This window comes from Klebsiella sp. G-Nf4 (genome assembly GCF_002810615.1).
Lineage (GTDB): Bacteria > Pseudomonadota > Gammaproteobacteria > Enterobacterales > Enterobacteriaceae > Klebsiella > Klebsiella variicola.
Genome location: NZ_PION01000008.1, coordinates 84,849 through 104,015, shown reverse-complemented (window position 1 = coordinate 104,015; position 19,167 = coordinate 84,849). Strand labels below are relative to the sequence as shown.

Here is a 19,167-nt window from a genome sequence, read left to right as displayed (position 1 = left end):
ATCCCGGCGCCCCGCTCTGCCATTTCCCCACCCGATACAATACGCCGTTCGCGGCAACCTGTGCCCTCGCCGCCAATCACGGTTAGCCCGCCCTCTTATCTCAGTCCATTCCGCTCACCCCACCCGATACCGGGACAGGTGGTAACCCCTCGCGGCCCGAAAAATTTCACCTCACCGCACTTATTGCTCAGAAACTTTGAAGAAGAACTACAGTTTTCCTTGCTAACAATTCTTTCTCCGCCTCGTTACTATCCTCTCCATCGACAGCAATACTGCGTAACCACGCGGGATTGCGCTAAAAAACAAAACTGCCGCCCTTTGGGTTTTCTGGAGTAAGAAATGAAAAAATTAGAAGATGTTGGTGTACTGGTAGCGCGTATTCTGATGCCGATTCTGTTTATCACTGCAGGATGGGGCAAAATCACCGGTTACGCCGGAACCCAGCAGTATATGGAAGCCATGGGCGTGCCGGGAGCACTGCTGCCGCTGACCATCCTTCTTGAGTTCGGCGGCGGTCTGGCGATTCTGTTCGGTTTCCTGACCCGTACCACCGCGCTGTTCACCGCAGGCTTTACGCTGCTGACCGCGTTCCTGTTCCACAGCAACTTTGCGGAAGGTGTGAACTCGCTGATGTTCATGAAAAACCTGACCATCGCTGGCGGTTACCTGCTGCTGGCCGTGACCGGTCCGGGCGCATTCAGCATCGACCGCGTGCTGAATAAAAAGTGGTAAGCGCACTATACTGAACTGAGTAAAAATCTAAAAAAGCGAGGGGATATCTCCTCGCTTTTGCTATCTGCAGGAGGAAGTAATGGGACAATTAGTCGACGGCGTCTGGCAAGATACCTGGTATGACACCAAATCCACCGGAGGACGATTCAAGCGTTCCGTTTCGGCCTTCCGTAACTGGCTCACGGCCGATGGCACGCCGGGACCTGCGGGTGAAGGCGGCTTTGCCGCAGAAAAAGACCGTTATCATCTGTATGTTTCTCTGGCCTGCCCGTGGGCGCACCGCACTTTGATTCTGCGCAAGCTGAAAGGACTGGAACCCTTTATATCCGTCTCCGTGGTCAATCCGCTGATGCTGGAAAACGGCTGGACCTTCGCCGATGATTTCCCTGATGCTACCGGCGACCAGCTCTATCATCATCAGTTCCTTTATCAGCTCTATCTGCAGGCTGACCCGCACTATACCGGTCGCGTCACCGTCCCGGTGCTGTGGGACAAAAAACAGCAGACCATCGTCAGCAATGAGTCGGCAGAAATCATCCGCATGTTTAATACCGCCTTCGATGGTTTGGGTGCCAGAGCCGGGGATTATTATCCGCCGGCGCTACGGGAAAAAATCGATGAGCTGAACGGCTGGATCTACGACAACGTCAACAACGGCGTGTATAAGGCCGGCTTTGCCACCAGCCAGCAGGCTTACGACGAAGCGGTCGATGCGGTCTTTACCTCACTGGAGCGGCTCGAGCAGATCCTCGGTCAGCATCGTTACCTGACGGGAAATCAGCTGACGGAAGCCGATATTCGCCTGTGGACGACGCTGGTACGGTTCGACCCGGTGTATGTAACGCATTTTAAATGCGATAAACGACGCATCAGCGATTATCTCAACCTGTACGGTTTTCTGCGCGACATCTACCAGATACCCGGCATCGCAGAGACGGTGAGTATTCCGCATATCCGCCACCACTATTATCGCAGCCATAAAACCATTAATCCAACCGGCATTATCTCCATTGGACCGCAGCAGGATCTCAACGAACCCCACGGTCGCGATCAGCGCTTCCGTTGATCTGTCGGGCGCCAGTGATGGCGCCCAATAATTCAGAAAACAGATATTTACCCACCATTCATTCACGTCTATTCTTATTACGATCGCTTAAAAAACAAGTGATTGACGGTTAATTGAGGCGTAGAAATGGACTGGTATCTCAAGGCATTAAAAAACTATATAGGATTTGGCGGCCGTGCGCGGCGCAAAGAGTACTGGATGTTTATTCTGGTCAACCTCATCCTGACCGGCGTATTGAGCATCATCGATAAAATGCTGGGCTGGCAGCGGGCGGGCGGCGAAGGCATTCTGACGACCATCTATGGCGTACTGGTCTTTTTACCGTGGTGGGCGGTGCAGTTTCGACGTCTTCACGACACCGACCGTTCAGCCTGGTGGCTGCTGCTGCTGTTGATCCCGGTCATCGGCTGGCTGGTGATCTTGATCTTTAACTGCCAACGCGGCACCGAAGGCAACAATCGCTTCGGACCCGATCCGAAACCCTTCTCCTATTAATCTTCCCGCTCCTCCCGCTAGCGGGAGGAGCGTCTTCTCGACTAGCGTCCCGCAAACAGCTTAGGGATTTCGCGCAGACACCAGGACTTCGCCTCGCCCATGCTGTCCCGTCGCCAGGCCATGATTATGTCAATTTCATTGGTGTATTCCGGGCTGACGACCCGCAGACGCCCTTCGGCAATATCTTTCTCCACCAGCGGATAGGGCATGGTTGCCACGCCTAATCCGGCCAGCAGCGCCTGACGCTTATCTTCAATGGTGCTCACCGTTAAGCGCGGCTGTTTATCCAGCAACTGAACGGTAAGGACGGGACGCTCGCGTGCGGTATCCGCTACTGCGACGCCGCGGTATTTCACGCGGGTCACTTCCGAGAGCGGTTCCGGCTCCTGGTGGATCGGGTGATCCGGCGCCGCGACGTACACGCTGAGCACCGAATAGAGTTTGCGCGAGTTTATCTCCGAGGAGGAACGAAAATGCATATCCGGCGCGACAACAATATCCGCCCGCCCCTGCTCCAGTCGCTCCCAGGCGCCGGCCAGCACTTCGGTGATAATCGACAACTGCGTGTTGGATTTGGTCGCCAGTTTTTCAATCAGCGGAAACAGATCCGCGGTCGGAACCAGCGCTTCGGTGACGATTGTCAGATGAGTTTCCCAGCCACGCGACAGCGCTTCCGCATCGGTGGTGAGTTTATCCGCCGCTTCGAGCAGCACGCGCCCACGCTCAAGCAGCATCCGTCCCACGTTGGTGAACTTCGTGCGATGACCTGAGCGGTCAAACAGCACCACGTCCAGCTCCTCTTCCAGTTTTTGCATGGTATAGCTCAGGGCGGAAGGCACGCGTCCCAGCTCATCAGCCGCGGCAGCAAAGCTCCCACGGCGGTCGATCGCATCCATCACGCGCAACGCTTCCAGCGTTAATGCTCTCTCTTTGGCCATCGCTTTCTCATTCAGGAAATTTGAACATACCGGGCAGAATATCTGGCTAACAATACAGCGTCCATACCTTTACCATTGATTTAGTGTAAAGAGAGGTCAAGAACATGATTACTACCCGAACAGCCAAACAATGCGGACAAGCAGACTTCGGCTGGCTGCAGGCCCGCTACACCTTCTCCTTTGGCCACTACTTCGACCCGAAATTACTGGGCTTCGCGTCCTTACGCGTGCTCAATCAGGAAGTGCTGGCACCCGGCGCCTCGTTCCAGGCCAGGACGTACCCAAAAGTCGATATCCTGAACCTGATTCTGGAAGGCGAAGCAGAGTATCGCGACAGCGACGGCAACCATATGCAGGCCAAAGCCGGTGAAGCGCTGCTTATCGCCACCCAGCCTGGCGTGAGCTATAGCGAGCATAATCTGAGCAAAGAGCAGTCGTTAACGCGGATGCAACTGTGGCTCGACGCTTGCCCGCAGCGGGAAAACCCGCTGCAGCAGAAAATAGAAGTGGCGAGCGCACCGCTGCAGCTGCTGGCCTCGCCGGAGGGAGGGAATGGCAGTCTCCAGCTTCGCCAGCAGGCCTGGGTCTACCATATCGCACTGGAGGAAGGGGAGCAGATTAGCGTGCAGCTCCATGGCCCACGCGCTTACCTGCAGTCGATCCACGGCACCGTTCATGCCGTTGCGCAGGAGCAACAAAAACAGGCTCTCACCTGTGGTGATGGGGCATTTATTCGTGACGAAGCTAACATTACCCTCGTCGCCGATACGCCGCTGCGCGCTTTGCTGATAGATTTACCGGTGTAACAACGGAAGTGATGGAGTCTGTCAGTGAGTAAAAAGAAAAACAGAAAAAAGGCGTCCCCGACGCCATCAGCCCCGACGCAGCCGGAAACCGCTGGGGTCGTCAGCTTTGGTTATGATGAGATGCTGAGCGAACTGGAAGCCATTGTTGTCGAAGCGGAAATTCGTCTGCGGGATGAAGAAAGTCTCGCCTGAAAAGGCAACATCAATGATTCGATTTTCGTTTATGGCCTGAAGATAATATCGGCCCCGAAAGGGGCCGATGGCATTATTCACTCAGCGCGTCGGCAAGATCTTTTTTCACCTGGGTACGCTGCTCTGGCGTCAGCACCTGATTCACATCGAAATAGTACTTCACGCGGTAATAACGCACCTGCTGATCGATCTTACTGAAGGCTGCCAGCTGATCCTTGACCGCTTTCTCATCCCATTTTCCGGAATCAATCACGTTAATCAATGCGCCATCTTTAATATCTTGCTGTGAAATCTGCTGAACATTATTTTCCAGTTGCTGATGCAGGCTTTTAATTTTCGCGACCTGATCGCTGGAGAGTTTTAAGTGCTGGACAATGGGATCCTGCGCTGGCGCCGGCGCCGCCTTAACGTCCGCGGCCTGTGCCGTCAGAGAGAAACCGGTAGTCAGAAGGGCTGCAAACGCAATACGGGTCATTAATTTCATTGTTTTATCCTGAAGTGAAAGTGCCTGAAATAGCGGTTTATTATTTTACAGTTGGTAGTGAATAAATGTAAAAAATAATACCTAAAGATTATTCATAGCGTGCAACTGATCACAAACCGCTCAATACATAAGAAATCAAAATATTTTCCTTCAATAAATTCACACGAAGAATACATGTTTATATAAAATAACTTTAACGCTCATGAAGGGAAATTGATTGACAGAAGTGACGGTTACTTCATTTAATTAGTGAGAAAGATGCCATACATAAAAAGCAGGGATATCATGTTTTAAAATATATAAGGAGATAGTTATGTTATTACGCACTCACGTATTACCGCTGGTTTTTGTCGTCTCGCTGTTAAGCGGCTGTGGCCTGGCCTCGAAAGCCTTTTATTCCGCAGGCGATAAATTATTTCAACCGGGAGATGACGCCGTCGCGTCGATGCAGACGTATTCAGTTGCGCAGTTCCTGCAACCGTTTACCCTCAACCCGGCAAAAGCCAGCAGCGATTATCTAGGCAAATGGGTCAAGGTGCGCGGCGTGATTGTCGACATTCGTCGGATGAGCGGTATCGCCGGCAGCTACTATTTTACCGTGACCATGAGAGACGAGCAGAATAAAACGGATAAACGTCTGACCTTTAATTTTGGCTCACATAACAGCGCAGATGTTGAGGCCTTAAGCAATGGCAGCGTCGCCACAATCATCGGCCAGGTTCATCAGGTGCAAGATTCCACGATCCCGACGCTACAGAATCCTAAGGTGGTTAAATAACGGTAACTGACCGATAAGCCGCGTTCTTTTGGTATAGCATCGGGGACAGTCATTCATCCGCTTCACGGATTCAGATAGCAAAAACCCCGCCGGAGCGGGGTTTTTGCATAAAGAGGTGAAACTGACCGATAAGCCGGGTTCTGTCGTGGACAGTCATTCATCTAGGCCAGCAATCGCTCACTGGCTCAAGCAGCCTACCCGGGTTCAGTACGGGCCGTACCTTATGAACCCCTATTTGGCCTTGCTCCGGGTGGAGTTTACCGTGCCGCGGACTGTTACCAGCCGCGCGGTGCGCTCTTACCGCACCCTTTCACCCTTACCTGATCCCGCTTGCGCGGGCCATCGGCGGTTTGCTCTCTGTTGCACTGGTCGTGGGCTGTGACACCCCCCAGGCGTTACCTGGCACCTTGCCCTATGGAGCCCGGACTTTCCTCCCCTCCGCCCGTCTCCCCCCGAAGGAGGACGACGACGAAGCGGCGACTGTCTGGTCAGCTTCGGCGCGCAGTATAGAGGGTTTACCGCCCGTTGTCATCCCTCTGTCGTCATCCCAACCTGCAGGGTGGCGGCGATATTGCGCGACGCGCGGTAAATGTTATCAAACGCCCCGCGAAATGCCTCTTCCAGCGTCGAAACTGTGGTTAACACGCTGAAAACAGCATCGATGCCGTGATGGTGAACCACGCCGACGTCGTGGGTCAGGCTGCCGGCTATACCGATCACCGGCTTGCGATATTTTTTCGCCACCCGGGCTACCCCCACCGGCACCTTACCGTGAATGGACTGGCTATCGATCCGCCCTTCTCCGGTGACCACCAATGAGCAGTCGAGGATTTGCTCCTCCAGATTCAACGCCTCGGTGACGATATCAATGCCGCTACGCAATTCCGCATTAAGCAAGGCCATCAGCGCGGCACCCATGCCGCCTGCCGCCCCCGCGCCGGGGATCGCCTTAACGTCCACTTGCAGCAAGGCCTTAATGACATCGGCGTAATGCCCCAGATTACGATCCAGCTCAACGATCATCGTCTCGGTCGCCCCTTTCTGCGGGCCAAAGATCCGCGACGCGCCGCGCTCGCCCACCAGCGGGTTAGTGACGTCGCAGGCCACACGGATCATCCCGTCGCGTAAGCGTGGATCGATGGCGGAAAGATCGATCCGGCTCAGACGGCTCAAACTGCCGCCGCCATGGCCGATCTCCTGCCCCTCGGCGTCGCAAAGGCGGGCGCCTAACGCCTGCATCATGCCCGCCCCACCGTCGTTGGTCGCGCTGCCGCCGATGCCGATAATGATCCGCTTCGCGCCATGCGCCAGCGCCTGTAATATCAGCTCACCGGTACCGCGTGAAGTGGTGATGAGAGGGTTGCGTTTTTCGGGCGGAACGAGTCCCAGACCGCTGGCTGCCGCCATCTCAATAAACGCGGTGACGCCATCGCCGGACATGCCCCAGCAGGCCTCTACTTTCTCGCCCAGCGGGCCCGTCACCCATGCGGAATGTTCCGTTCCCTGCGTCGCGGCAATCATCGCCTCCACCGTTCCCTCGCCGCCGTCGGCGACGGGCATGGAAACATACTGCGCGTCGGGGAAAATTTCACGGAATCCTTTTTCTATCGCCTGCGCTACCTCGGCGGCAGACAGGCTTTCTTTGTAAGAGTCTGGGGCAATGACGATTTTCATAAGTTTGTAGCCTGACAGTGCCGCGCAAGGCAAGAATAACAGGGCGCGTGGTGCGCCCTTCTTGTTAGCGAGTGACTTCCACTTTCGCCAGTTTTTCGTAATAGCACGCCAGCGCGCTATGGTCCGCAGTGCCCAGACCGTCCGCACGCAGCGCCTGCATCATCTCCATTACCGCCGCCGTCAGCGGCAGCTGGGCGCCCACGCCGTGTGAGGTATCCAACGCATTGGCCAGATCTTTAATATGCAGGTCGATACGGAAGCCCGGCTTAAAGTTACGATCCATCACCATCGGCGCTTTGGCATCCAGCACGGTACTGCCCGCCAGGCCGCCACGGATCGCCTGATATACCAGATCCGGATTGACGCCAGCTTTGGTCGCGAGAGTCAGCGCTTCAGACATCGCTGCGATGTTCAGGGCGACAATCACCTGGTTTGCCAGTTTAGTGACGTTGCCCGCGCCGATGTCGCCGGTATGCACCACGGAGCCCGCCATCGCTTTCATCAGATCGTAGTATTTATCAAAGATCGCCTTATCGCCGCCGACCATCACCGACAGGGTGCCGTCGATGGCTTTCGGTTCGCCACCGCTCACCGGCGCATCCAGCATATCAATACCTTTGGCCTTCAGCGCTTCGCTGATTTCCCGGCTCGCCAGCGGCGCGATAGAGCTCATATCAATCACCACAGTGCCCGGCTTTGCGCCTTCGATAATGCCGTTTTCACCCAGTGCCACCTCTTTAACATGCGGAGAGTTTGGCAGCATGGTAATGATCACGTCACATTGCTCGGCAATCGCCTTCGCCGTCGTCGCGGTCTCAGCACCCGCGGCAATCACATCGGCAATCGCTTCCGGGTTACGGTCCGACACCACCAGCGAATAACCGGCTTTCAGCAAATTTTTGCTCATCGGTTTGCCCATAATGCCAAGACCGATAAAACCCACTTTGATTGTCATAATGTTCTCTCTCTTCATCCTGGTGATTATTTTTTAAACGCATCAGCAAGTTTCTGGGTTGCTGAGCGGAAGACGCCCAGATCGCTGCCGACGGCGACGAAAGTCGCGCCCCATTCCAGATAGCGGCGCGCATCGGCTTCCACTGGCGCCAGAATACCGCTTGGCTTACCGTGCTTCTTCGCGCTGGCGAAGATATGCTGAATGGCGCGCTGTACCTCAGGATGGGCGGCATTGCCCAGATGACCTAAGGCCGCGGCCAGGTCGCTCGGGCCGACGAACAGGCCGTCGACGCCGTCGGTCGCGGCAATCGCCTCGACGTTGCCCACCCCGGTCTGACTCTCAATCTGCACCAGAATGGAAATGTTCTTATTGGACTGGGCGAAGTAGTCCGCCACGGTGCCGAACATATTGCCGCGATGGGAAACGGAAACCCCGCGGATCCCTTCCGGCGGATAGCGGGTCGACGCCACCGCCTGTGCCGCCTGCTCAGCCGTCTCGACGAACGGCACCAGGAAGTTGTAGAAGCCGATGTCCAGCATGCGCTTGATAATGATCGGCTCATTGGTCGGCACGCGCACCACCTGGGCGCTGGGGCTGCCCTTCAGCGCCATCAGCTGTGGGATAAGCGTGGTCACGTCGTTCGGCGCGTGTTCCGCATCCAGCACCAGCCAGTCGAAACCGGCCAGACCCAGCACCTCGGTGCTGATCGGGTTAGCCAGCGCGCACCAGCAGCCAATCTGCACCTGATGAGCCGCCAGCGCGGCCTTAAATTTGTTCGGGAAAATTGCGTTATCCATGATGTTTACCTTGCGTTAATCGTTGCTTACTTCTGCAATTCCAGGCGTTTAATCTCGCGAACCATAAATATAATCAGCAGAATAAAATAGCGAGTTGATATTCCTTTTTTCTCATCCCATCCAGGATCATGAAGATATTCATCAAACACAGAACACCTTTTATTATTTTTTTAATCGGGCTCTTTATTTGTTAAATAGACGATATCAACGCTCTCTGATTGCCTATCGGCTACCTCAAAAACATGACACAGTATAATCAGCCTGCCATCGCCAGACACCATGCATAATCACAATATAAACATCTTATCTGACGCTTTAGTTAGGCAAATGCCACAAGTCATGGGCGCTAATCCACAGTTCTCATGATTGCCTGTCAGTGCGTGAGCGTCGTCGCAGAGAGGGGTGACACAGATCACATTTTAAAGCCATTACTCCTGACATTCTTTATTTCATTATTCTTTTCTACAGCACCAGAATGACCATTTCATTCTTTTTTTAGCACCTGTTTGGAGATGACTGGACAATGGCTGACATTGCAATTCGACAACAATCGCCAACCGCGTTTTATATTAAAGTTGACCCGACAGATAACGTGGCGATTATTGTTAACGATCGGGGATTGACCGCCGGAACACGTTTCCCGGACGGCCTGACGCTCGTCGAACACATCCCACAGGGTCATAAAGTAGCCCTGGTGGATATCCCTGCCCGCGGTGAAATCATCCGCTACGGGGAAGTGATTGGCTTCGCCGTGCGCGACATCCCACAGGGAAGCTGGATTGACGAATCGCTGGTGGAACTGCCTACCGCCCCGCCGTTGAACACCCTGCCGCTGGCGACCAAAGTGCCTGAGCCGCTACCGCCGCTGGAAGGCTATACCTTTGAAGGCTACCGCAATGCCGATGGCAGCGTGGGCACCAAGAACCTGCTGGGCATCACTACCAGCGTGCACTGTGTCGCCGGCGTGGTCGATTATGTGGTGAAAATCATTGAGCGCGACCTGCTGCCGAACTATCCCAACGTCGATGGCGTGGTGGGCCTGAATCATCTCTACGGCTGCGGCGTGGCGATCAACGCCCCAGCGGCGGTAGTGCCGATTCGCACCATCCACAATATCGCTCTCAACCCGAACTTCGGCGGCGAGGTGATGGTTATTGGCCTCGGCTGTGAAAAGCTGCAACCGGAACGCCTGCTGCAGGGCACGGAAGACGTCCAAAGTATCCCGGTGGACAGCGCCAGCATCGTCAGCCTGCAGGATGAAAAGCATGTTGGTTTTAAATCGATGGTCGATGACATTCTGCAGGTCGCCGAGCGCCACCTGGCGAAACTGAACCAGCGCCAGCGGGAAACCTGCCCGGCCTCTGAGCTGGTGGTCGGGATGCAGTGCGGCGGCAGCGACGCCTTCTCCGGCGTGACCGCCAACCCGGCGGTGGGTTATGCATCCGACCTGCTGGTGCGCTGCGGTGCGACGGTGATGTTCTCGGAAGTGACCGAAGTCCGCGACGCCATCCATCTGTTAACCCCGCGGGCGATTAACGAAGAGGTCGGCAAACGCCTGCTGGAAGAGATGGCCTGGTACGATAACTATCTCGACATGGGCAAAACCGACCGCAGCGCCAACCCCTCCCCCGGCAACAAAAAAGGCGGCCTGGCCAACGTGGTGGAAAAAGCGCTGGGATCGATTGCCAAATCAGGGAAAAGCGCCATTGTTGAAGTGCTTTCTCCAGGACAGCGACCAACCAAGCGCGGCCTGATTTACGCCGCGACTCCGGCCAGCGATTTTGTCTGCGGCACCCAGCAGGTCGCCTCTGGCATCACCGTGCAGGTGTTCACCACCGGTCGCGGCACGCCGTATGGCCTGATGGCGGTACCCGTAATAAAAATGGCGACCCGTACCGAGCTGGCCAACCGCTGGTATGACTTAATGGACATTAACGCCGGGACCATCGCCACTGGCGAAGAGACGATTGAGGATGTCGGGCGGAAGCTGTTCGAATTTATTCTCGACGTCGCCAGCGGACGCAAGAAAACCTTCTCCGATCAATGGGGCCTGCACAACCAGCTGGCGGTGTTTAACCCGGCGCCGGTGACCTGATCGAGAGCGTGAGAATTTAACTACTTTTAGCCCGGATTTATCCGGGCTTGTTGGTTACGGATGCTGTGCAGCAAGGAAAGCGCGGATCTGCGCCTGCGTCGAGGTGCCTTCCATGGGGCCGCGTTGGCTAATCGCCAACGAGCCGCTGGCGTTTGCCCATCTCAGCGCCTCCTGCGGCGTGGCGCCATTGAGGAACAGGCTGACAAAGGTGGCGCCAAAGCAATCCCCGGCACCAGTCGGATCCACCACCGGCACGTTGAAGCCGGCGACATGGTGTGTCTCGTTGGCGCTAAAGTAGCTGGCGCCACGCGGCCCACGTTTAATCACCACATGCTTCACGCCGCGTTTCAATAGCTTATCAACCAGGACCTGCTCATTGCGCTCCGGATTGAGGCCAAAGTAATCCAGCTCGCCGTCGCTCGGCAGGAAGATATCGGTGTAGTCGAGGATATATTCAAACGCCTGCGACATCTCCGGGATGTTAAGCATCTCTTTGCGAATATTGGGGTCGAACGACACCGTCCCGTTGCGGCCTTTTATATTTTCAATCGCTTTACGCATCGCATCGATAATACGGAACGAGAACAACGACGATCCCATAATGTGAAAATGCTGACACCGGTTGAGCAGCGCCTCATCAATGTGGTCGGCGGTCAGTAAACCGCAGGCGCTATTGGGCATGTTAAAAATAAAATCGCGCTGCGCCTGACTACGATAGCTGACGAAGGCGCTACCGGTGGTCGCTTTCTGCAGCATGGCGATACCGTTGACGTTAACGCCATCTTTCTCCAGACGCGCAATATTCATCTCGCCAAATGCGTCGTTGCCCACGCAGCTAAACAACACGGAGCCAAAACCCAGCTTTGCCACCTGATCGGCAAAGATTGCCGGCGCCCCGCTGGGATAGGGCCCCCAAAATTCACCGGGGCGGGAAAAACCCTGATTCTCTTCCTTGGCGAGAAACTCCACCAGCAGTTCGCCGATGGTGCAAATGGTTACGTTCATCACCGCTCCTGGTTTGTCTTATGCAAAGCCGTGTTGAGCCATGTCAGGCATTCATTGTTGGTATAGCTGTTGGTCAAACCCGCAGCGAGGAAGCAGGCATGGTACTCTGCCGCGACGACCTGCGGGGTCACCACGCTGCTGATCTGTTGCAATTCACCGACAGCATAACGTTTCTCACCGTAGACCGGTCTGGACGCAACAATCGCGATAACTCTTTCGCTCTGCGCCACAGCCTCATTCAGTAGATGTGCTGTGGCCTCGTTACGCACGCTCAGCGTACCGTCTTCGGCAATATGATCCACCGCAATCAGCGCATGTGATGGCCGGTAATGACCTAACGCTTTCAGCGCCAGATCGCCCTCCACAATCCGCCCCTGCCCGGACAGCACCCCACCAAGCAGAACGGTTTCCCCATTTAAAAACTCCTGCGCCAGCGCGACATGGCCCAGATCGTTTAACAGCAGGCAAAGTTCTTCTCTGTTGGCCAGAAAGGGGATCACTTTACGCAAAATGGAACCTTGGCCTAAAAATAGCGTTTCGCCATCTTCTATCTGCGCCGCCACCTGGCGAGCCATTTCCGTCTCCAGCGCTTTATCCCTGACGGCTGGTGCTTCCCGCATCACCGCAACCGGCGCGCCAGCCTGGGCGGTATAAATCGCCCCGCCGAAGGAGCGTTTTAAGTAGCCCTGCTGCTCGAGGTAGTTGAGATCGTTACGGATTGTCACTCCGGAAACAGCCAGCATTTCGGCCAGATCGTCGACTTTGATCTCGCCGTTCTTACGAACGATCTCTGCGATGTCCAAGCGCCTTTTCAGCAGGCTGGTTGACGGTTTTGCCACGGTTTATGCCTTATTATTTTCTCCTGGAATAACTTTCATTTTTAAATTTCCCTGTTGCAATGTCAAACCGAGGCTGTATACCCACTCCACCATAAATAAAATAATCAATAATAATCATATAGTTACAAAAACACACCTCCCCGACGAAAACTTTAAAAAAGAAACATTAAAAATATTATTAACTTTCATTTTAAAAATCAATTCATCATTGTGTGCGGTGGATCACACCTAAAAGTCGAGACGATCGTTACATTACTTTCAAATTGAAGGTTATTTCATACCAATAACTTACAACTTGAAAATAGAGGGCTAAAATGTACATCATTTCCAGTAAAAACATGCTGTTAAAAGCTCAACGACAGGGTTATGCCGTGCCGGCTTTCAATATCCATAACCTCGAAACCATGCAGGTCGTCGTTGAAACGGCGGCTGAATTACGCTCTCCCTTGATCCTTGCCGGCACGCCCGGTACCTACAGCTATGCCGGCACCGGCAACGTGGTGGCGATCGCCCGCGATCTGGCGAAAAAGTGGGATCTCCCGCTCGCCCTGCACCTCGATCATCACGAGGATCTGGCTGATATCACGCGCAAAGTCCAGGCAGGGATCCGCTCGGTCATGATCGATGGCTCTCACTCACCGTTCGAGGAAAATGTGGCACTGGTAAAAAGCGTGGTGGAGTTGAGCCACCGCTATGATGCCAGCGTAGAAGCCGAGCTGGGCCGTCTGGGCGGAGTCGAAGACGATCTGGTGGTCGATGCTAAAGATGCGCTCTATACCAACCCCGAACAGGCCCGTGAATTTGTCGCTCGTACCGGTATTGATTCGCTGGCCGTCGCCATCGGTACCGCTCACGGTCTTTACACCGCCGAACCGAAGCTTGATTTTGAGCGCCTGGCGGCTATTCGCGACTGCGTTGATGTTCCACTGGTTCTGCACGGCGCTTCCGGCCTGCCGGATAGTGATATTCGCCACGCCATTTCTCTGGGCGTATGCAAAGTCAACGTCGCCACCGAACTTAAAATCGCCTTCTCGGATGCACTGAAAGCCTACTTCCTGGAAAATCCGGGCGCCAACGATCCTCGTCACTATATGAAACCGGCGAAAGCGGCAATGAAAGAGGTCGTTCGCAAAGTCATTCACGTCTGTGGCTGCGAAGGACAACTGTAATCAGCGGATCGAAGGAGCCTTGTCGTGATCCACACCCTGACACTGAACACCGCGATTGATATGAATATCTTTTGCGATCCGCTCCAGCCGGCGGCAGTCAACCGCACCCGGCAGACGGAATATTGCCCGAATGGTAAAGGGGTTAACGTCTCGCTGGTATTACATCATTACCAGCAGCCAACCCATGTTATGGGCATATTCGGCGGTTTTACCGGCCGCTATATCGTTGAGGAACTACGCAAACAACATATTAACGTCACGCCGGCATGGGTCGCTGAACCCACCCGTATTAATATCTTTATTAACGACGGCAGAGATGAATATAAACTGGTAAATCCCGGCGCGCGGATTAACGATGAAGGGAAAGAACAAATTCTTCATCATTTACAGTGCGTCACGCCTGGTGATTATTTAGTTATCAGCGGCAGTCTGCCACCGGGAATAGAGAGCCGGTTCTATAGCGAGATTCTGGTGCTGTGTCAGCAAAAAGGGTGTGAAGTCATCTTAGATATCAGCCACCCGGTGCTGCGCCAGCTGTTGGAGTGGCATCCGCTATTGATTAAACCCAATGACGACGAGCTGAAAGAGATCTTTGGTCTGGATGTCAGCAGCCCCCAGCGGGTACGCGAAGCAATGCAAACGCTCCACCAGCTTGGGGCTCGCAATGTTCTGCTGACCCTTGGCGCACAAGGGCTCTATTTTTCGAACGGCGAGCAACTGTGGTTCTGCTCGGCACCGAAAATCGAACTGGTCAGCTCGGCCTGCGCCGGCGATGCCGCGCTGGGCGCGTTCCTCAGCCGATGGCTTAACGCAGGCGATATTCCTCAGGCGCTGGCGCTGGCCAGCGCCACCGGCGCCGATGTTGCCGCCTCCGCCGGGCTTGGCAAATTAAACCGTACGCAAGAATTATTACAACAACTTCAGATCGTCCAATTATAAAGGTCCGATTATGAAAAAAATTATTGCCGTTACCGGCTGCCCTACAGGTATTGCTCATACATTTATGGCTGAAGAGGCCTTAAAAACCGCAGCGAGAAAATTAAACGTTGAAATAAAAGTCGAAACCAATGGCGCTTCCGGCGTAGAAAATGCCATTACGCCGGAAGACCTGACGGATATTTATGGCGTGATTATCGCTGCCGATAAAGATGTTAATACCGAACGTTTTAATGGATTACCGGTTATTGAGGTGCCGGTTAAAGAAGCCATTCACCATCCGGCGGAATTAATTAATAAAGTTGTTAACGGTCAGGCGCAGCGTCGCCAGGGACTCTCCGCGACGACGGATCCCGCTGAGAAATATGAGCGAGAATCGTTCGGCCGACAGATTTACAAACATCTGATGAGCGGCGTTTCCAACATGCTGCCGTTCGTTGTCGCCGGCGGGATCTTAATCGCCGTTTCTTTCCTGTGGGGCATCTACTCCGCCGATCCGAATTCACCGCAGTATAACGTGATTGCCGCCACCCTGATGAAAGTCGGTCAGCAGGCGTTCTCGATCATGGTACCGGTGTTTACCGCCTACATTGCCTGGTCGATATCTGGCCGCCCGGGTATGGTTGCCGGTTTTGTCGGCGGCCTGCTGGCGAACGCCACCGGCGCCGGGTTCCTCGGTGGGATCATCGCCGGTTTTGCCGCCGGGTATTTTATGCTGCTGATCCGTCATCTGCTGGATGGTCTGCCGCGCCAGTACGAAGGGCTGAAGTCGATCTTCATTATGCCGCTGATCGGCGTCCTGGTGATTGGCGTGATGATGGTCCTGCTCGGCCAGCCGGTGGCAGCGATCAACAATGGCATGATGAACTGGCTCAGCTCTCTGCAGGAAGCCAACCCCATCCTGCTGGGGATCGTGGTCGGCGCAATGTGTTCCTTCGACTTCGGCGGGCCAGTCAACAAAGCGGCCTATGTCACCGGTACGCTGCTGCTGGGGCAAGGTAACTATTTCTTTATGGCCGGTGTGTCTGCCGCCTGCATCACGCCGCCGCTGGTCATCGCCCTGGCGACCACGTTCTTTCCGAAAGGCTTTAGCGAGGAAGAGCGCGCCGCCGGGATGGTCAACTATATCCTCGGCTGCACGCACATTACCGAAGGTGCAATTCCCTTCGCCGCCAAGGATCCACTGCGGGTGATCCCGATGATGATGATCGCCTCCTCAATTTCTGCGGTACTCAGCTACAGCCTGCATATTCAGGTTCCGGCACCGCACGGCGGCTTCTTAATTCTGCCGCTGGTCAGCAAACCGTTGATGTGGGTGCTGTGCATTCTCGCCGGTTCCGCCTGCGGGGCACTTATGCTGGGATGCTGGCGGCTGTGGCAAAAACGCACTGACAAAGCGACAGCTCTTGCTGGCGCCATGAAATAAGGAGCACGCTATGCAACTGACTTCTGCCGATATTTGTTTCGATCGTCAGGTCAAAACGAAAGACGAGGCGCTACAGCGTGTCGTTGCAGCCCTGACTCAGGCCGGACATACGCAAGCAGCCTATCTGCAAGGCATGCGCGAGCGCGAGGAGCAAATCAGCACCTATCTGGGCAACGGCATCGCCATTCCCCACGGTACGCCGCACAGTCGCGACGCAGTGCTCAAAACGGGCGTTAAGGTGCTGGCTTGTCCGCAGGGGATTGACTGGGGTGAGGAGCAAACCGCCTATCTGATTGTCGGTATTGCGGCTCAGGACAATGAGCATCTCGATATTTTGCGCCAGCTCACCCATGCCCTGGGCGACGATCGGGTGCCTGAGGCGCTGACGCGCGCCGATACCCCTCAGGCGGTGCTGGAAATTCTCGCTGGCGATATCCCTCTGCCGGCAGGCGAAGAACCACAACCCGCGCCGCATTTTGACGAAGAGGCCACCTTTACTCTGCGCAATCCGCACGGTCTTCATGCCCGCCCCAGCGCGGTGCTGGTGAAAGCCGTCAAGCAGTGGCGATCGCAAATCCAGGTCGAAAACCTGGATACGCGCTCCGCGATTGTTGATGCCAAAAATCTGATGCGCGTCGTATCGCTGGGTGCCAAACAGGGTCATCGTCTGCACTTTATGGCCAGCGGCAACGATGCGCAGCAGGCGTTAAAAGCCATTGGCGACGCTTTTAACGCCGGTCTCGGCGAAATTGCCGCCCAGCCGCAGCAGGCCACTCAGGAAGCCGTCAAAACGAAACGTAGCTGGCTTTCCCGACTATTTAGTTAATTTTCAACAAATTAAAAACGCCCTGTCTTTCTGGCCAGGGCGTTTTTGTCTTGAAAGACGATACCTTTCACTGCGTTACATCACTATTTATCGATGCAGATCACAATTCAAAACAAAGCCATTTTCGACCAAAACAAAACATAACGAATATATTCGAAAGAAAACGGAGGTTGTAAATGAAAGACATTATCTCTCGCCACAAGTCCGGCGAACACATCGGCATCTGTTCAGTGTGTTCAGCGCATCCGCTGGTTATCGAAGCGGCGTTACGTTTCGATCTGTCGACTAACAACAAGGTGCTGATCGAAGCGACATCCAACCAGGTGAATCAGTTTGGCGGCTACACCGGCATGCAGCCGGCCGATTTCCGCGACTTCGTCTACAACATCGCCCGTACCGTCGGTTTCCCGGCTGAACGTATTATTCTTGGCGGCGATCATCTGGGCCCGAACTGTTGGCAAGACGAACCGGCCGCCGTGGCGATGGAAAAATCTGTCGACCTCATCAAGGCCTACGTCGCGGCCGGCTTTAGCAAAATCCATCTCGATGCGTCAATGTCCTGTGCTGACGATCCGGTGCCGTTGGATCCTGGTGTGGTTGCTGAGCGCGCCGCGCGCCTGTGTCAGGCTGCTGAAGAGACTGCCAGCGCTGAGCAAAAGCGCCACCTGACCTACGTCATCGGGACCGAAGTCCCGGTGCCCGGCGGCGAGGCCTGCACCATCGGCAGCGTACATGTCACCCGAGCGCAGGATGCCGCGGCGACACTCGAAACCCATGAGGCTGCTTTCCGTAAGCTGGGACTCGAGGCTGCGCTGGAGCGAGTTATCGCTATCGTCGTGCAGCCTGGGGTGGAGTTCGACCATACGCAAATCATTCATTACCAGCCGCAGGAAGCGAAAGCGCTTTCCGCCTGGATCGAAAGCACCCCGATGGTCTACGAAGCGCACTCCACCGACTACCAAACCCGCCAGGCTTATCGTGCGCTGGTCCGCGACCACTTCGCCATTCTGAAAGTTGGCCCGGCGCTCACCTTTGCCCTGCGTGAAGCCATCTTTGCCCTCGCCCAAATGGAAAATGAGCTGATCGCCCCGGAGTCTCGCAGTCGCGTGATGGAGGTGATCGACGAAGTGATGCTTAACGAACCCGGCTACTGGAAAAAATACTATCGCCCCACCTGGAGCCAGGCGATGGTCGATATCCACTTCAGCCTTTCCGACCGTATCCGTTATTACTGGCCGCATCCGCGTATTCGCCAGAGCGTTGAGAAACTTATCGCTAATCTGACCGACACTAAGCTGCCGCTGGGGCTTATCAGCCAGTATATGCCGGTGCAGTTTGAACGACTGTCGCTGAATGCACTGAACGCCGAGCCGCACGCGCTGATCCTCGACAAAATCCAGGATGTCCTGCGTGCCTATCGCTACGGCTGTTCTTCTGAAACCGCCTGAAGTTAAGAGGATATATGAGTCAACTGTTTGTTCGTACCGGCATTCATTTCAGTTCCAGCCAGCAGGCACTGGAACACATTGGCGCAGAAATGCTGGCGCGAGGCGTCGTACACGACAGCTATCCCGCCGCCCTGCTCGAACGCGAAGCGACTTTTCCCACCGGCATCGCCCTGGAACAACACGCTGTCGCTATCCCGCACTGCGAAGCGGTCCACGCGAAATCGCCGGCCATTTACCTGATACGTCCGGACATGCCGGTCCCTTTTCAGCGCGCTGACGACGACGGCGAAATCGACGTTTCGCTCATCATCGCGCTGATTGTTGAAAACCCGGCGGCACAGCTGAAGCTACTGCGCCGGTTATTTAGTGAGCTACAAAATCCGCACACACTGGAGGCACTGCTCGCCGCTTCCGACGATCAGCTGCCGGTGCGGTTCCAGCAATTTATCCTTGAGCCCGAGCTTAACGCCGTGGCTTCATAAGATACTGATAATAAAAGGGGTACC

The 19,167-nt window shown here is 55.0% G+C and carries 19 protein-coding genes, 1 other RNA gene and 1 pseudogene; 13 read left to right on the top strand and 8 right to left on the bottom strand.

Translation table 11 applies throughout. From position 1 onward, the window contains the following. Positions 1-339 precede the first annotated feature (339 nt). The 3 genes from CWM57_RS17265 to CWM57_RS17255 all read left to right on the top strand — a co-directional run bounded on the left by CWM57_RS17265 (position 340) and on the right by CWM57_RS17255 (position 2,293). On the top strand, positions 340-732 hold the full coding sequence (locus CWM57_RS17265) for a DoxX family protein (RefSeq protein WP_015703571.1): 393 nt from the start codon (positions 340-342) through the stop codon (positions 730-732). A 79-nt stretch (positions 733-811) separates the two neighbouring features. Next, positions 812-1,798, top strand: coding sequence for a glutathione S-transferase family protein (locus CWM57_RS17260; RefSeq protein ID WP_074387521.1), 987 nt, complete (start codon positions 812-814; stop codon positions 1,796-1,798). A gap of 126 nt (positions 1,799-1,924) precedes the next feature. Continuing rightward, complete coding sequence (locus CWM57_RS17255) at positions 1,925-2,293, top strand: DUF805 domain-containing protein (protein ID WP_008806590.1); 369 nt, start codon at positions 1,925-1,927, stop codon at positions 2,291-2,293. 41 nt (positions 2,294-2,334) lie between these two features. On the opposite strand, the gene CWM57_RS17250 is transcribed toward CWM57_RS17255, so the two are convergent. Next, the gene (locus CWM57_RS17250; protein ID WP_061153225.1) at positions 2,335-3,231 is read right to left on the bottom strand and encodes a LysR family transcriptional regulator; all 897 of its coding nucleotides are present in this window, start codon (positions 3,229-3,231) and stop codon (positions 2,335-2,337) included. Between the two features lie 104 nt (positions 3,232-3,335). Between CWM57_RS17250 and CWM57_RS17245 the strand changes: the two genes are divergently transcribed. Together CWM57_RS17245 and CWM57_RS27800 are read left to right on the top strand one after the other, a co-directional pair. Next, positions 3,336-4,037 (top strand): pirin family protein, encoded by a 702-nt coding sequence (locus CWM57_RS17245; RefSeq protein WP_100631962.1) that lies wholly within the window; start codon positions 3,336-3,338, stop codon positions 4,035-4,037. Positions 4,038-4,061: 24 nt separating this feature from the next. Beyond that, on the top strand, positions 4,062-4,229 hold the full coding sequence (locus tag CWM57_RS27800) for a hypothetical protein (protein ID WP_008806592.1): 168 nt from the start codon (positions 4,062-4,064) through the stop codon (positions 4,227-4,229). A 73-nt stretch (positions 4,230-4,302) separates the two neighbouring features. Here the strand turns inward: CWM57_RS27800 and CWM57_RS17240 are convergent, their stop codons facing one another. Next, on the bottom strand, positions 4,303-4,713 hold the full coding sequence (locus tag CWM57_RS17240) for a Spy/CpxP family protein refolding chaperone (protein ID WP_074387519.1): 411 nt from the start codon (positions 4,711-4,713) through the stop codon (positions 4,303-4,305). Positions 4,714-5,026: 313 nt separating this feature from the next. Here CWM57_RS17240 and CWM57_RS17235 point away from each other — a divergent pair, with 313 nt between their 5' ends. After that, positions 5,027-5,491, top strand: a complete 465-nt coding sequence (locus CWM57_RS17235; RefSeq protein ID WP_074387518.1) for an OB-fold putative lipoprotein — start codon at positions 5,027-5,029, stop codon at positions 5,489-5,491. Between the two features lie 113 nt (positions 5,492-5,604). Here CWM57_RS17235 and rnpB read toward each other — a convergent pair. From rnpB to garL, 4 genes and pseudogenes are all read right to left on the bottom strand, one after another. Then, an RNA gene (rnpB, locus tag CWM57_RS17230) (RNase P RNA component class A) lies at positions 5,605-5,987 on the bottom strand. A gap of 32 nt (positions 5,988-6,019) precedes the next feature. Continuing rightward, complete coding sequence (gene garK / locus CWM57_RS17225) at positions 6,020-7,165, bottom strand: glycerate 2-kinase (RefSeq protein ID WP_074387517.1); 1,146 nt, start codon at positions 7,163-7,165, stop codon at positions 6,020-6,022. A 64-nt stretch (positions 7,166-7,229) separates the two neighbouring features. Further along, positions 7,230-8,120: a 2-hydroxy-3-oxopropionate reductase gene (gene garR, locus CWM57_RS17220; protein WP_061153220.1), complete on the bottom strand. Its 891-nt coding sequence runs from the start codon at positions 8,118-8,120 to the stop codon at positions 7,230-7,232. After that, positions 8,020-8,917: pseudogene (gene garL, locus CWM57_RS17215) on the bottom strand (2-dehydro-3-deoxyglucarate aldolase). The gene garR and the pseudogene garL overlap by 101 nt, the downstream one beginning before the upstream one ends. 523 nt (positions 8,918-9,440) lie before the next feature. Between garL and garD the strand changes: the two are divergent. Next, the gene (gene garD, locus CWM57_RS17210; RefSeq protein WP_100676256.1) at positions 9,441-11,012 is read left to right on the top strand and encodes a galactarate dehydratase; all 1,572 of its coding nucleotides are present in this window, start codon (positions 9,441-9,443) and stop codon (positions 11,010-11,012) included. A 54-nt stretch (positions 11,013-11,066) separates the two neighbouring features. Here the strand turns inward: garD and CWM57_RS17205 are convergent, their stop codons facing one another. Then, the gene (locus CWM57_RS17205) at positions 11,067-12,017 is read right to left on the bottom strand and encodes a sugar kinase (RefSeq protein WP_100676255.1); all 951 of its coding nucleotides are present in this window, start codon (positions 12,015-12,017) and stop codon (positions 11,067-11,069) included. Next, positions 12,017-12,820, bottom strand: coding sequence for a DeoR/GlpR family DNA-binding transcription regulator (locus tag CWM57_RS17200; protein ID WP_008806602.1), 804 nt, complete (start codon positions 12,818-12,820; stop codon positions 12,017-12,019). The genes CWM57_RS17205 and CWM57_RS17200 overlap by 1 nt, the downstream gene beginning before the upstream one ends. Positions 12,821-13,170: 350 nt before the next feature. On the opposite strand from CWM57_RS17200, the gene CWM57_RS17190 reads away from it, so the two are divergent. The 6 genes from CWM57_RS17190 (at position 13,171) to gatA (ending at position 19,143) form a co-directional block, all read left to right on the top strand. Next, the gene (locus tag CWM57_RS17190) at positions 13,171-14,025 is read left to right on the top strand and encodes a tagatose bisphosphate family class II aldolase (protein ID WP_022066326.1); all 855 of its coding nucleotides are present in this window, start codon (positions 13,171-13,173) and stop codon (positions 14,023-14,025) included. Between the two features lie 24 nt (positions 14,026-14,049). Continuing rightward, on the top strand, positions 14,050-14,964 hold the full coding sequence (gene pfkB / locus CWM57_RS17185) for a 1-phosphofructokinase (protein WP_049157120.1): 915 nt from the start codon (positions 14,050-14,052) through the stop codon (positions 14,962-14,964). Positions 14,965-14,974: 10 nt separating this feature from the next. Beyond that, positions 14,975-16,387, top strand: a complete 1,413-nt coding sequence (locus CWM57_RS17180) for a PTS fructose transporter subunit IIC (protein ID WP_100676254.1) — start codon at positions 14,975-14,977, stop codon at positions 16,385-16,387. A gap of 10 nt (positions 16,388-16,397) precedes the next feature. Next, complete coding sequence (locus CWM57_RS17175; protein WP_100676253.1) at positions 16,398-17,213, top strand: HPr family phosphocarrier protein; 816 nt, start codon at positions 16,398-16,400, stop codon at positions 17,211-17,213. Positions 17,214-17,389: 176 nt separating this feature from the next. Beyond that, complete coding sequence (gatZ, locus tag CWM57_RS17170; RefSeq protein WP_100676252.1) at positions 17,390-18,661, top strand: tagatose-bisphosphate aldolase subunit GatZ; 1,272 nt, start codon at positions 17,390-17,392, stop codon at positions 18,659-18,661. A 14-nt stretch (positions 18,662-18,675) separates the two neighbouring features. Further along, complete coding sequence (gene gatA, locus CWM57_RS17165) at positions 18,676-19,143, top strand: PTS galactitol transporter subunit IIA (protein ID WP_004206149.1); 468 nt, start codon at positions 18,676-18,678, stop codon at positions 19,141-19,143. Positions 19,144-19,167 lie beyond the last annotated feature (24 nt).

Bases quoted from the DNA above. Each gene is read 5' to 3' on its own strand.
- CWM57_RS17245 (WP_100631962.1), top strand. From the start codon at position 3,336: ATGATTACTACCCGAACAGCCAAACAATGCGGACAAGCAGACTTCGGC.
- CWM57_RS17205 (WP_100676255.1), bottom strand. From the start codon at position 12,017: ATGAACGTAACCATTTGCACCATCGGCGAACTGCTGGTGGAGTTTCTC.
- CWM57_RS17240 (WP_074387519.1), bottom strand. From the start codon at position 4,713: ATGAAATTAATGACCCGTATTGCGTTTGCAGCCCTTCTGACTACCGGT.
- CWM57_RS17180 (WP_100676254.1), top strand. From the start codon at position 14,975: ATGAAAAAAATTATTGCCGTTACCGGCTGCCCTACAGGTATTGCTCAT.
- garD (WP_100676256.1), top strand. From the start codon at position 9,441: ATGGCTGACATTGCAATTCGACAACAATCGCCAACCGCGTTTTATATT.
- CWM57_RS17255 (WP_008806590.1), top strand. From the start codon at position 1,925: ATGGACTGGTATCTCAAGGCATTAAAAAACTATATAGGATTTGGCGGC.
- CWM57_RS17250 (WP_061153225.1), bottom strand. From the start codon at position 3,231: ATGGCCAAAGAGAGAGCATTAACGCTGGAAGCGTTGCGCGTGATGGAT.
- gatZ (WP_100676252.1), top strand. From the start codon at position 17,390: ATGAAAGACATTATCTCTCGCCACAAGTCCGGCGAACACATCGGCATC.
- garR (WP_061153220.1), bottom strand. From the start codon at position 8,120: ATGACAATCAAAGTGGGTTTTATCGGTCTTGGCATTATGGGCAAACCG.
- CWM57_RS17190 (WP_022066326.1), top strand. From the start codon at position 13,171: ATGTACATCATTTCCAGTAAAAACATGCTGTTAAAAGCTCAACGACAG.
- CWM57_RS17265 (WP_015703571.1), top strand. From the start codon at position 340: ATGAAAAAATTAGAAGATGTTGGTGTACTGGTAGCGCGTATTCTGATG.
- gatA (WP_004206149.1), top strand. From the start codon at position 18,676: ATGAGTCAACTGTTTGTTCGTACCGGCATTCATTTCAGTTCCAGCCAG.
- CWM57_RS17235 (WP_074387518.1), top strand. From the start codon at position 5,027: ATGTTATTACGCACTCACGTATTACCGCTGGTTTTTGTCGTCTCGCTG.
- CWM57_RS17260 (WP_074387521.1), top strand. From the start codon at position 812: ATGGGACAATTAGTCGACGGCGTCTGGCAAGATACCTGGTATGACACC.
- garK (WP_074387517.1), bottom strand. From the start codon at position 7,165: ATGAAAATCGTCATTGCCCCAGACTCTTACAAAGAAAGCCTGTCTGCC.
- CWM57_RS17175 (WP_100676253.1), top strand. From the start codon at position 16,398: ATGCAACTGACTTCTGCCGATATTTGTTTCGATCGTCAGGTCAAAACG.